This window comes from Lacticaseibacillus zeae DSM 20178 = KCTC 3804 (genome assembly GCF_000260435.1).
Lineage (GTDB): Bacteria > Bacillota > Bacilli > Lactobacillales > Lactobacillaceae > Lacticaseibacillus > Lacticaseibacillus zeae.
The window spans coordinates 1-13714 of record NZ_BACQ01000061.1; the positions used below are offsets into that span (position 1 = coordinate 1).

Below are 13714 nucleotides of genomic sequence, written 5' to 3' on the forward strand. Positions count from 1 at the left end.
AGGTGTTGGTGACATAAACGGCTTTTTAACTTAATACAATTAACTGGTGATTAAATCTTCCCTACCAGCGCTGCACCCGGCTTCAATGTCTTTTCGCCTGGTTGCCAGTTTGCGGGGCATACTTGGTCGCCATGGGCTGCAACAAATTGGGCTGCTTGCAAGGTACGGAGAATTTCATTCGCATTGCGGCCGATGCCGAAGTTGTTGACGGAATATGTTTGGATGACGCCATCCGGATCAACGATGAAAGTGCCGCGGAAGGCTTGGCCACTTGCGGCATCGCGTACATCAAGCGCACTGGCCAAGGTGCCGGCTGGATCGGCAACCATCGGATATGCAACCTTCTTGATGGTCGGACTTGCTTCTGCCCAAGCCATGTGGACAAACTCGGTGTCTTCGGAAACAGAATACACTTCAGCGCCGACTGATTTGAATTGGTCATAATGATCTTGCAAATCGCCTAATTCGGTTGGGCAAACAAAGGAGAAGTCTGCCGGATAGAAACAGATCACAGCCCACTTGCCGCGCATGTCTTGATCGGTCACCGTGTGGAAATCCCCGTTTTGATAGGCGGTCAAGCTGAACGCCGGTAATTTTTGTCCAATAAAGCTCATAATATTGTCTCCAATGTTAGAATGATTATCATCTACGTATTAAGGATAGCCGTTTGTGAGGCTTTTGACAAGAGCGTTTTGGGCAATGGTGGTCCAAATGGCCAAAAAAATACCGCAACCAGTTTAGATGCTTTCACTGGTTGCGGATGGCTACATGTCATCTGATAGGTTGTAATGTGATAAGTCAGAAATCCCATAGCGTTCTTTGAGTGACGTAGCAAAAACCCAAACCACGTAGTCGCGCAGATATTTTGGCGCTAGTATTTTGACCAGTCCGCCCTGGCCTAGCAGCCACATGCGAATACCGAAGCCATCGTTGACTGCAATTTCAATGTGGTAAACTCGCCGCGCGTATGGATTGGTGTTGTCTGGATCCACACGAATCGGCTTGGGGTCGACCTTGGCTTGCGGGAAGCGATCGGTCACATAAGCCGGGTCATAAGCATATTCGATTTCCAGGTTGATTGGCTTGCCCAGGTACGGATACCAAGTGTGCACTTGCAGCCGCCCGCCTTGGAACCGGTCATCGTGATTGTGGGTCGGATGATGGCCATAGAATTTCAGGTTGCTGATGGCATCCAAGCGAAACTTGGCAAACTTACCGTGATCGGGGTTTTCAAATTGTTCGTCGCTGCCATCGACGATCAGATAGAAGAACAGGTCGCCGAAGAAGAGCCCTGTCGGCAGTTTATGGTCAAAATGATGCTGCTCACCATGATACGTGAAGTCGAAGCTGATCAGTTCATGATTGACAATCGCCTGGCTGAGTCGCTCCAACCGGTCACTCAACGGCATCTTCGGGACACCGCGATATTCAAAGATCGGATTCCGCATCACTGCAACGCTGCCTTTATGATCGGGACCGGTTGGCATGAGCTGGTGCAACAACGATTTCATCTCATCGGTTGCCAAGCCACGACTAGCCGTCAAAATCAAGCCGACCGCCATTAACTGGCCGTCCGTCAACTTGGTCCCTTGAGCACGCAAGTCCGACTGCAAGCGATAGTGCCCGGCCGGCATTTTGGCAAAGGCATCTGGCTCGTCCAGCTCCCGGTCAAACAGCCGTCTGATTGCGGCAATATCCCGCCGAATGGCTGATTCGTCTTTTCCAAATTCCGCCATCAAATCCTGTTTGGTCAATACATCCCCGCGCAGCAAGCGTAACAAAATCGTGACAATCCGTTCCTGACTCGACACCCAACCTACCTCCAATGCAAAGGTTATTATATAACGTCGAGTATACTATACTGCCGAACAGAGCGGGAGGTGATTTTTGTGGTTGATTATCCGAAACTGGCGGCATCCCTGTCATCGCAAGTCATGAACGCTTGTGATGGTAGCCTAATCATCTTCAAATCGCTTAAAAAAATCTTTCAGTGGGCTCTGACTTTCCGCGGTTTTCGCATCGGCGACATTCTGTTCGTGCAATTTCAAGATGGCGATCCGCTCCTGCAAAGCCTTTTTGACATATGCTGCGACCAGTCGTGCGAATGGTTCCATATCGTGCTTGCTGCGGCTTATCTCTAATGCATCCATGTACGCCGATCTCGCCTTTGGATCCGGCTGAATATTGATCACCGGATAGCCATACCTGGTCAGAGCCATGTTCATCAACAGGCGTGCGGTTCTGTCATTGTCATCTAAAAACGGGTGAATCGCGACAAACTTGGCATGAAGCTGGGCAGCATACAAAACCGGATGCAACTCTTTTTCAGCTTGCTTCATCCACTGAATCAACGTCGCCATCGCCGGTTTGATTTCGAACGGTTCAAGGTACGGTCGATCTTTTGCCCCACTCGGCCAAACAAGCAGCGTCCGAAACTGACCGGCCTCACTGCGCTGTCTGACTGTTTGCAAGGTTACAATGCGGTTAATATCGCGAATATCCCGTTCACTAATCGGCTCATTGCCAATCGCCAATTTCTCAACAAAATCATATGCTTCGCTGAGGTCAAGCGTTTCAAGAATGTCTTTCACTGGTGCGCCATGGATCGTCAACCCGTCATCCAGAATCGACTCGGTTTCCGCCTGACTCAGACTGTTGCCTTCGATCGCATTTGACGACCAGACATGGTCAACTTTAATCTGTTGCCGCAACATTTTAGCCTGGGTGGCATCTAGCGGGCGATATTGTTGCATTTCATCGTTCAATTCTGTCAGTTCGCTCAATATCTCGTCAATATCCATGGTCTCCCTCCTCACAAACATATTTCCCTTCTGAACTGTTAACAAAGTTTACTTTAACGTGGTAGAGAAAATGCTGCTGCTACTCATTCGCTTTTATCATATCAGTCAGCCAACAAAAAAACACGGTAGACATGTCAACCTGATCAGTTGACTGTCTGCCGTGCTTTTATTCAATGTTGACGTTGGGCATTCAAGGATTATTCCTTGGTTGCGACACCGCCGCCATTTTTCTTGATGATTTCTGCTTGGATGCTCTTTGGTACTGGTTCGTAGTGGTCGAAGGTCATGGTAAAGGTACCACGGCCCTGGGTTGCACTACGCAAGGTGGTTGCATAACCGAACATTTCGGCAAGTGGCACCATGGCGTTAACCAATTGAGCATTCCCACGAGCTTCCATACCTTCAACGCGACCGCGACGTGCCGTGATTTGGCCCATGACATCGCCAAGGTATTCTTCAGGTGCGACAACTTCAACGTGCATGATTGGTTCAAGAATAACCGCACCCGCACTCTTTGAAGCGTTCTTCAGCGCCATGGAAGCAGCCACTTTAAAGGCAGCTTCGGAAGAATCGACTTCGTGGTAAGAACCATCGTAAAGCTTGGCTTTAACGTCGATTAATGGATAACCGGCAAGAACACCATTGGCCATGGCTTCTTTCAGACCTTGCTCAACGGCTGGGATATATTCACGCGGAACAACCCCACCGACAATCGCATTTTCGAATTCAAAGCCTTTGCCTTCGTCGTTTGGTGTGAATTGGATCCAAACATCACCATACTGGCCTTTACCACCAGACTGACGAACGAACTTACCTTGAGCAGATGCTTCCTTCGTGAAGGTTTCACGATAAGCAACTTGCGGTTCGCCGACTTTGGCAGCCACTTTGAATTCACGCTTCAAACGATCAACCATGATATCCAAGTGCAGTTCGCCCATGCCGGCAATCAAAGTTTCACCGGTTTCAGGGTTGGTTTCAGCCTTGAAGGTCGGGTCTTCTTCGGAAAGCTTCTGCAAGCCGACATCCAGCTTGTCTTGGTCTTCCTTGGAATCAGGTTCGATGGAAACCTGGATAACCGGATCCGGAACATCCAAGGATTCAAGAATCAACGGATGATCAACATCGGTCAAGGAATCCCCGGTTGTGGTATTCTTCAAGCCAATCGCCGCAGCAATATCACCGGAGAACACTTCAGGGATTTCTTCACGGTGATTACTGTGCATCTGCAACAGACGGCCGACACGTTCACGGTTGTCCTTAGTTGCATTCAAGACATACGAACCGGCTTCCAGTGTGCCACTGTATACCCGAATGTAGGTCAGACGGCCAACGAACGGATCAGTCGCAACTTTAAAGGCCAAGGCAGCAAACGGCTTGTCGTCGCCCGCCGTCAACTCAACAGCATCCCCGGATTCAGGATCGGTTGCGTGATACGGCCGAACATCCAGTGGTGATGGCAAGTAGTCGATAACGGCATCCAGTAACATCTGAACACCTTTGTTCTTGAAAGCAGAACCGGCAAGAACCGGGTAGAATTCCAAGTTGATGGTAGCCTTACGAATCGCTGCCTTTAATTCAGCATTGGAAATTTCTTCGCCTTCAAGGTACTTGTCCATGATGCCATCATCAACATCAGCAACGGCTTCGATCAGTTCGTTGTGAGCCTTTTGGGCTGCTTCCTTGTAATCATCAGGAATGTCAACGGTATCCCATTTGGTACCGAGTTCGTCTTCATCATACAAATCGGCTTTCATGTCGATCAGGTCAATGACCCCTTCGAACTTATCTTCAGCACCGATTGGTAATTGAACAGCGTGGGCGTTGGCTTGCAGACGGTCATGCAAAGTCTGCAGGGAATAGTTAAAGTCCGCACCGATCTTATCCATCTTGTTAACGAAAACCAACCGCGGAACGCCGTAAGTTGTCGCTTGACGCCAAACGTTTTCAGTCTGCGGCTCAACACCGGATTGGGCATCCAAAACGGTGATCGCACCATCTAACACACGCAGCGAACGTTCAACTTCAATGGTGAAGTCAACGTGCCCCGGGGTATCGATGATGTTGACCCGGTGATCCTTCCAGAAAGCCGTAGTAGCAGCACTGGTGATGGTGATCCCACGTTCCTGTTCCTGTGGCATCCAGTCCATCTGTGAAGCTCCTTCATGAGTTTCACCGATTTTATGAATTTTACCGGTATAATACAAAATCCGTTCAGTCGTGGTCGTTTTACCGGCATCGATGTGAGCCATGATCCCGATATTACGGGTACGGTCTAACGGAAATTCACGTTTGTTGGCCATGTGGCGTATTGCTCCTCTCTTGTTTCAACTGGCTTTATACAAAGAATGGCTACTATATACCAAGCCGCGGATATAATAGCCAAATCATCTTACCAACGATAATGTGCAAATGCCCGGTTGGCGTCTGCCATCTTGTGGGTATCTTCACGCTTCTTCACTGCGGCGCCGGTGTTGTTAGCGGCGTCCATGATTTCCTTAGCCAACCGTTCGTCCATCGTATGTTCACCGCGTTGACGGGAATACTGAACGATCCAGCGAAGACCAAGTGTGGTCCGACGATCCGGACGAACTTCAATCGGCACCTGGTAGTTAGAACCACCGATACGGCGAGCCTTAACTTCCAAGACCGGCATAACGTTCTTCATTGCTTCTTCAAAAACGTCTAATGGTTCGTTCCCGGTTTGTTTCTTAATCATATCAAATGCATCATATAAAATTGTTGATGCCTTACCGCGCTTGCCGTCAATCATCAAGTGGTTGATCAAGCGAGTCACCAGTTTTGAATTGTAAACTGGATCAGGTAATACATCGCGTTTTGCAACACTGCCTTTACGTGGCATGTATTTTGGCCTCCTCTTTAAACGCGTTCTCGGAAAAGACAAACTTCCCGATCACGCTCTCCTTATAACCGCACAAAGCGGCACTAGAAAATTTTTATCATGATCATCTGCGATTTAAACCGCGATCAATGTTTTACTTCTTCTTAGGGCGCTTTGCACCATACTTGGAGCGACCTTGCATCCGGCCGTCAACACCGGCAGTATCAAGCGCACCACGAACAATGTGATAACGAACCCCTGGCAAGTCCTTAACACGGCCGCCACGGATCAAGACAACACTATGTTCCTGCAGGTTGTGGCCAATCCCCGGAATGTAAGCTGTCACTTCGATCAAGTTGGACAGACGAACACGGGCATATTTCCGCAAAGCAGAGTTAGGTTTCTTAGGTGTCATGGTGCCGACACGTGTAGCAACCCCACGTTTTTGCGGTGCTGGATTACTGGTAAGGCTCTTCTTCTTGCTGTTGTAACCGAAGTTCAACGCAGGAGAGTCTGACTTGGTTGTTTTGGATTTACGACCTTGGCGAACTAATTGATTAATAGTAGGCATTAAGCTTCTCCTTCCTTATTTTGCATCATTTTTAAGTCCACACATCCAGGCGGTTCATTTTTTCTGATAAAAAAATGGCCAACCGAACGGCGACGGCTCTTAACCCAGTCAGCACGTCCGGATAACCCGAATAAACTGGAAAAAAGCACCTTTGATAGTGTACTATCCTGTACGCATCAGTGTCAAGCGTAACCTGAACTAGATCAGGTTAACTAACAACTCCTAATCATAACAAAATTGCTCTACAAAGCAAGCGTCTTGACTCAGAGCAAGAGCGTGAACTGGCGCGGTTAGAAGCTGAAGTGTAAGAGTCCTTGGGCGTGATGGCCGATCTTTGGCCATTGCGCTCAAGGTCCTTACACGTAGACTTCTGCGCCAGGGAGCGCGTTTCAGCACAAAAATAGTCCCACAAGGCAAGCCCTCACCAGTGCTTACTTCGCGGAACTATTTTTCAATCTGATACTAACTGACTAACATCTCACCCATTACGACTGCTTACGCCGCCGCAGAATGACCGTGCTGCCGGCAATGATAAGAATCAAAACGCCTGCAAGGATCAACGTCATGGCGTCCCGATCGCCAAAGCTGCCAAAGAGCAGTCGTCGTGACGGTTGTTCGTGCCGAACATTGTTGCTGTGAGTACTCGGGCTGCTTGGGGTACTTGGCGTGCTTGGCGTGCCACTCGGGTTAGTAGCTCCACCCTTATTCCCACCATTACCACCTGTATCTGGCAACGTTTTGTGCGGTTGATCGGCGATGGTCATTCGGACGGCATCACCGCTCTTGATTTCAACAGTGACCGGCTTCGCATAATCCGAATTAATCGTATAACCACTCGGCGCTTTGATTTCAGTGAGCCAGTAGCGGCCTAACTTCAAATTGTCAAAGGTTGCTAACCCTTTTGCGTCAGTCGTGATTTCTTTGCTGTAGCCTTGATCGTTGGTCAACCGGAAAACTGCGCCGGCCAATACTTTCTGCTGATTGGCCGCGTCCACCTTCTGGATGATAAGCGAATTAATCTGATAATTGGCAACCTGAACGGTAATCGGTTGCTGCTTATTCTGGGTAGCTAAGGCGCTGGCTGTCTGGGTCAAATTGGTTTGTTCAACCTTGAAGCGAATCTTATCGGTGGTCAATGCATACTTCGGCAAGGTCTTCGTCTCTTCAAAGTAATAATCACCGATTGGCAAGTTAAATGGCAAATCAATCTGCCCATTCTTGTCGGTCACCAGATCCTTGGCCAGGATATTCCCGCTGCTACCGTACAAGTTGAAGGTAATCCCGGCTAGTCGATTGCCAAAATCGCCATCGGTCTTTTGCAACTGAACAGTACGCTTGAATTCAGGCTCGATGATCGGATCCAGGTCGATCTTTTGGTCGCCCTTCACATTCACATCAATCCCCTTAGCCAAGTTGTCTGGAATGACATATCCGCGTGGCGCTTGGGTTTCAACTAGCTGATATTTACCTTCGTAAAGATCGTGATCGTTGAAGGTCACAATGCCGTTCTGGTTGGTAATTGTTGCCTTCCATGACCGGCTGTGATCAACCGTACCGTCATCGCGATAACGATAAAGCGCAAACCGAGCGCCAATCATCGTCATTTTGGCTGGGAAGCGGTCATCATGCGTGGTGGCTGCTTTCTTGGTAATAACAACTTGGCCAGCCTTCTTCTGGTTGGTAGCCGTTAACTTAAGTTGGGCCTGATTAGCTGTCAACGTGAAATCGACGCTGCCAGCTTCTAGACTCTGCTGCCAAGATTGTTTAGCGGTACCGTTTGTGTCACGCGCTTGATCAGTCGCATCACCTTCGTAGTGCTTAGGTGCCTCGGTCTCAACAAGACGATAGGCGTTATCCGGCTTCAAGCCTTCAACCACATATTGGCCAGCCTTAAGTGGCATATCAAAACTGCTTGCGGCACCAAAGGTCAACTGCCCGTCAGAATCCGTCTTCATGTCGGCCTTCAGCGTCTTGCCAGTGACTTCATCGACCAGTTTGTAAGTCGCGCCTGGCAACAGATACTTCTTGAGTGTGGCGGCATCATCGGTCTTCTTAACCCGGTTATCGTACTTGGTTAAGGTGACTTGATATGGATCGTCAGCGATTTCTTTGTTGACCGTGATCGCACTAGGCGTGGCCGCGGATGTCAACGTAATCGGATAAATCGTGGTATCAAGTCGGTAGCCTGCTGGTGCTTTTACTTCAGTCAGTGAATAGCGACCCAACAGCAAATCGCCAAATGAGGCAACGCCGTTTTCATCCGTGGTGACATCGCGACTGTAGCCCGTGCTGTTCGTAAGCCGGAAGACCGCGCCCGGTAATGCATGTTTGGCATAAGTGCGGTCAACTTTCTTCACGTTCAAGGTTTTGACTTGATAGTTCGTAACGTTCACGGTGACTGGCTTCTGCTTGTTATCGCTCGCTAATGCGGCTGCGGTTTGCGTTTGATCGGTTTGTTTAATGGTAAACGCATGCTTATCGGTATTCAGCCGATAAGGCGGCAGCGTCTTGGTTTCCTTGAAATAATATTGTCCGGCTGGCAAGTCAAATGGTAAAGCAACCTCGCCATCCTTATTGGTGACCAGATCTTTGGCAAGTTCGGTGCCGTCTTCTTGGTAGAGCGCATAGGTAATCCCGGCAATCGGATTGCCAAAGTTGCCATCACTCTTTTTCAAAACGACTGTGCGCCGAAAGACCGGTTCTTCAATCGTTGGATACGTCAATGTTTGATCGCCGGTGATGTTAACGTCGACGCCTTTAGCCAAGTCATTAGGAATAACGTAGCCTTCAGGTGCTTTCGTCTCGATCAGCTGATACTTGCCTTCATATAAATCGTTATCGGAAAACGAAACGGTTCCGTCATTGTTCGTGACGGTTGCATCCCATGATTTGTCATAGTCAAGCTTGCCGTCATCACCATACCGATAAAGCTTAAAGGTCGCACCGGTCATTGGCTGGCGATCCGGAAAATGATCGTCCCTGATGATTTCTGCCTGCTTCTTGATGGTCAATTGACCGGGCTTCTTCTGGTTGTATGCTGTGACTTGCGCGTTTGGCGTTTTGTCATCAATGGTGGCATTGACACTGCCAGCGTTGAGGCTATCAATCCAAAGTTGCTTGTCCGGCCCGCTTGTCACGGTTGCCTGATCATGCGCATCTCCCCGGTAATGGGTCGGTGCTTCGCGTTCAACCAACCGGTAGTGACCGGGTTTTAGCCCTTCAAGGACATATTGCCCGGCTTTCAAATCAGGCTTGAACTTGTCATCAGTATAACTACCAGCAAAACTGGTTGCCGTACCAACCGTGATTTGACCGTCATCATTGGTCTTCAGACCTGACAGTAATTTCTGCTGGTTATCAGTATCGATGAGGTCATAGGTTGCACCAGACAAGCGATATTGCTTACTGTCGGCTACCGACTGACCTTTTGCGCGATTGTCATACTTTGAAAGGGTAATTTGATAAGGCTCATTTTCAACTGCTTCATTCTGAATCGCCGTGCCGGTATCAGAAGTCGCTTTCAGTCGAATTTTCTGTGGCGCCAACGGCTTGTAGCCAGCAGGTGTGTTGAGTTCTGTCAAGGTATAATCCACGCCGATTGGCAAGCCTTGGAAAGTTGCGGTTGCCTTGTGCGTTTGATCATCGAGTTTGGTAGTTGCTTCAAAAGTATGGGTACCGTCACTCAACCGGAACTTGACACCCGGAATCGGTGCGCCGCTGACTTTATCTTTTTTCTCAACCACTAAGTTAGCCAGCTGCGTGATGGTTTCACCACTTATGCCAGAGTCCCAAGATGATAGATAGCCCTGCGTTGACGCCGTTCGGCCACTTTCAGGAACACCGTCGCTAGGTTGATGGGTGGTCTCATCGCCACTCCACGAAACTTTACCGGTGTTGTAAACCCAACCGGCATTCTTGCTGCTAGTGGCGTAGTAAACGTTGACGTGATAATTATTTAGCGGACTGCCATCGGTTTGCGTCAGATTACCAAAAGTCCGGTGGAACGTAACGGTGAATTTGTCGCCGTTCAAGGCAAGATCGTAATCCTTGCCTTGTTTCAACGTGACTTCATTGGCTGATCCAACCTGCAAGGTAACCTTGAAACTAGTGGCATTGATTTCCGCACCAGTACCAGCTGGATCAAGCGTATCTTCAATAACCGGATTCACCATCGGCCGGTACTTGTCTTGGATATTTTCTAGTTGAACATGCCAGTTAAGAACATTCTTCAGTTTTGAATCCCGACTAACAGTTTTGTTAATTGGCGTCCAATAGCTCTGCGCCGACTTGGAAGCAGACGGCGTGAATTTCGGAATGTCGGTGGTTGCTTGGTTCTTGTCTGTCACGGTCGCCGTATTGGTGAAGTTAGGATCGTTATAGCTCCACTGGTTGGCTCGCTTCGTTTCAAAGACAACCCAGACGCGGCCGTTACCGATATTGGGAAAATCAAAATCTAACTGTTGCGCCAAATCTTTATTGTCCGTCAACCAAGTATTCGGTATGTTGGTCGGCAACAGATTTTGCTGCGCGGCGTCATTCGCCTTCAGCGCGGTTGTTGACCAGCCACCGGTGCCGTAATAAGGATTGGTCTTAATTTCTTTGACGTCACCCGATGTGGTCGGATCGCCAGTGTTTGTGGGATCGATACCACCTGATCCGGTTACTTCATAGAACTTAATCGAATCAGGAATCAGCTCATAATTGACCCCGTCAAATCTCGGCAAAATATCCGTCAAATGCAGATGCCCATATTTGATGCCCAAGCGGTTCACCAAAACGCCCCAATACTGGGTGTCTGGTGTATCACTCCACGAATTCTTCAAGGCCCCGCTAAACGCACCCTCTTCAGGAGTTGGCGTATTGCTGCTGGAACCACTGGCAGTATCATCGCTGCCCGGTGGTAAATCAAAGAAGAAGAAGGCCCGGTTGTTCAAAGCCTTTTTCAATGCATCCGGATCATTTGCGACCTGCCCCAGTTTTAACATGTCCAGTTTGGTATGCGTGTAGATCACAATCTGGGAATCGGTGTCTGCATACTTGCCTTTGAGGGTTACGACAAACCCGCGAATGCCTTTGGTCTGGCCATCAGCATCAATCGGATTTTCCTTGTCTTTAGCGTTATATTGCTTAACTGCCGTCTGAACATCGTTGTCACTTGTGCTCATCGCATAATCGGTACCAGACTTCAGCAGCGTGCGCTTGCCATCGGGATCCTGCGCATAAACCAAAATCCCGTCATCGCTGCCATCTTGATCATCTGTTGACGCATTTTCGCCATTGATCGTATTGATATCGGCAGCGGTTGGATCGTCGCCTAATTTATCAACGCCATCAGGTAACAAATCAAAAGTCTTGCCGTTACGCATCTCACGGAACGTTTGGTTAGCATTGATCCGCCACATCATTTGGGCATTGTAGGTATCAATGTTCCCAGATGTCTTGTCGATGCTATTCGGTAGACTAACCTGATAAGTCGCATTGGCATAATGGTTCTTCTGATCATTGACAATGTTGGTTAGCTTAGTCCCATTAGCTGGCGTCGTTTTCAGCTTGGTTTGGTATTGCACTTGGAATGACGCATTATCCGGCAGCTTTGCACCACCGAGATACGTTAATGTGAAGGTGCCATTACCTTTATCCGTCAACTTGAAGTATTTGGCAATGTTGTCTTCAGAAACTGTTGGTGATGCATTTTGGTCAAAAGTAACCTGAAAAACTTTCAGCGAGCTGGTATCGAGTGACTGATTAGCATCCTGCTCGATTTTTGGCTGATCATGATCGTCGGTTCCGCCAACTTGCTTGCCAAAATGATCGGTTAACGTCGCACCGGCCTTCATGGTGTCCATGCTATAGTTCCAATTAATCTTCCACTTTAACGCGCGGAAGTTATTCGTAATGTCTCCGGCCTTGGTGATCGCGACCCCGGAGTTACGCATGGTCACGCTGCTGTAATCATAACCATCATTGCTCTTGGTGCCAGTTAAATAGCGGTAACCTTCAACCAAGGCGCTACCGACTTTACCGGTATCGTCTAAAGAGCGATCAATACTGGCCGTGTAATCGACCTGATAGCCGGTTGATTTTTTGAGGCCGTCAGTCAAATAAATTTTGACTGTGCGTTTATCATCTGATAAAACCGCATGGTAATCCCGACCAGCAACCAATGGCTTCAATGCTTCGGAAAAGTCGCCTAAGACATTGACCGGAGCAGAAGAAACTTTGATTTTTGCCAGATCGCTGTCGCTAAACGTCAGCGACTTCGGATAAGTCGTCCCGCTACCTTGCGCAGTGACGGTCAACTCCATATCGGCATTCTTGGAGCGCTTGGCCGGATCGCTATCCCACTTAGGCGGGTTCGTTTTATCACTTTCGGCACCGTTTAAATTAAACTTGGCACTTCCGGAAATACCGGTTGGATTCAAGTTCTGTGGTGTGACTTTTGGCGCATTCACCACCACTGGCTTTGCGTTCGACCGAAACGTAATTGGAAATTTTGTATCATTGTCTTTTGTATGGAAAACCAACGTCTGATTCAATGAGTCATTGGCGGTCAGCGCTTTAAAACTCGCAGTAATATTGACCCGCCATGAGCCATTATCCGTGGCCTTCAAAAGCTTGATCGTCAACTTTCCGGTTGTTTGGTCAAACTGATACTCTGCAACGCCGCCGTCAAAGACACCGGTACTGCTTGGCGGAAAATCAATTTGATCCTTCGGCAACTGCGTGGTAAACGAAGCGCCTGCCGGAAATGGCGTGCTGGTTTCCGGTAACGTGAACGTCAATTCCATTTTCACGGTACTTTGTTGATTAACTTCCGTACCCAACGGTTGTCCGTTGCCGTCTTTTAATACGACCTTCGTGAAAATGTTTGGCAACGTCGTGTCAGCCTTTGCAGCTGGCGTGGCACTTTTAGCCGGTTCCTGCGCACTGGCTGTCTGTGCTGCTGATGACGCCACAACACTGCTGCTACTGCTGCTTGTGATCGTTGCGGATGCACGACTCTTAAACAACAGCGTTTCAGTGCCTGACGCCGTGACACTCACATTCTTGGTCTGCTCAATGGCCGTATAACCTGAAGCAGACTGCGTTTCGGTAGCCGTATAATTTCCGACGGGCAGATTCGGTATAGTTGTCTGGCCGTCTTTGCTAATGGCGCTGTTAGCCACAACCTGATGGGATTCATTACGAACCTCATACTTTGCGCCATTCAGCGACTTGCCTTGCTCATCCTGGTTCTTAATCGTCAGTGTACCAGTCTCTGCTTGTGTCGGATTCTCGGCGGCAAGGGTCAGCGCTGGCGAAAGCAACTGCACAATCATGCCAAGAATGACAGTAAAATAAACGCCAATCTTGAACAGCTTGTGCCTGACTTTTTTGACACCCAACTCCTTCATGATGTTCCCACTCCTCCTTCTAAAAGACTTTCATGGCCACTCCCCCGCGAAACCATTAACTTGTGAATTATGAATACATTAACTAAAACTACACCCACTGTCATTGTAT

At 48.7% G+C, this 13714-nt stretch carries 7 protein-coding genes; all 7 read right to left on the bottom strand.

All coding sequences use genetic code 11. The features are described 5' to 3' along the window. Positions 1–50: 50 nt before the first annotated feature. Complete coding sequence (locus GSO_RS12275) at positions 51–614, bottom strand: redoxin domain-containing protein (RefSeq protein WP_010492650.1); 564 nt, start codon at positions 612–614, stop codon at positions 51–53. A gap of 150 nt (positions 615–764) precedes the next feature. After that, entirely contained in the window at positions 765–1811 is a 1047-nt protein-coding gene (locus tag GSO_RS12280; protein ID WP_010492651.1) for a helix-turn-helix transcriptional regulator, read from the bottom strand. Positions 1812–1955: 144 nt separating this feature from the next. Then, entirely contained in the window at positions 1956–2801 is an 846-nt protein-coding gene (locus GSO_RS12285) for a Fic family protein (protein WP_010492652.1), read from the bottom strand. Between the two features lie 197 nt (positions 2802–2998). Further along, positions 2999–5101: an elongation factor G gene (gene fusA, locus GSO_RS12290; protein WP_010492653.1), complete on the bottom strand. Its 2103-nt coding sequence runs from the start codon at positions 5099–5101 to the stop codon at positions 2999–3001. Positions 5102–5190: 89 nt separating this feature from the next. After that, positions 5191–5661 carry a 30S ribosomal protein S7 gene (rpsG, locus tag GSO_RS12295; RefSeq protein WP_003567577.1) on the bottom strand — a complete coding sequence of 157 codons (471 nt, stop codon included), beginning with the start codon at positions 5659–5661 and terminating at the stop codon, positions 5191–5193. A 133-nt stretch (positions 5662–5794) separates the two neighbouring features. Then, a complete protein-coding gene (gene rpsL / locus GSO_RS12300; protein WP_010492654.1) occupies positions 5795–6211 on the bottom strand; it encodes a 30S ribosomal protein S12 in 417 nt (138 codons plus the stop codon). A gap of 485 nt (positions 6212–6696) precedes the next feature. Next, positions 6697–13605 carry a SpaA isopeptide-forming pilin-related protein gene (locus GSO_RS12305; protein ID WP_010492655.1) on the bottom strand — a complete coding sequence of 2303 codons (6909 nt, stop codon included), beginning with the start codon at positions 13603–13605 and terminating at the stop codon, positions 6697–6699. Between the last annotated feature and the right edge of the window lie 109 nt (positions 13606–13714).

Bases quoted from the DNA above. Each gene is read 5' to 3' on its own strand.
- GSO_RS12275 (WP_010492650.1), bottom strand. From the start codon at position 614: ATGAGCTTTATTGGACAAAAATTACCGGCGTTCAGCTTGACCGCCTAT.
- GSO_RS12285 (WP_010492652.1), bottom strand. From the start codon at position 2,801: ATGGATATTGACGAGATATTGAGCGAACTGACAGAATTGAACGATGAA.
- fusA (WP_010492653.1), bottom strand. From the start codon at position 5,101: ATGGCCAACAAACGTGAATTTCCGTTAGACCGTACCCGTAATATCGGG.
- rpsG (WP_003567577.1), bottom strand. From the start codon at position 5,661: ATGCCACGTAAAGGCAGTGTTGCAAAACGCGATGTATTACCTGATCCA.
- rpsL (WP_010492654.1), bottom strand. From the start codon at position 6,211: ATGCCTACTATTAATCAATTAGTTCGCCAAGGTCGTAAATCCAAAACA.
- GSO_RS12305 (WP_010492655.1), bottom strand. From the start codon at position 13,605: ATGAAGGAGTTGGGTGTCAAAAAAGTCAGGCACAAGCTGTTCAAGATT.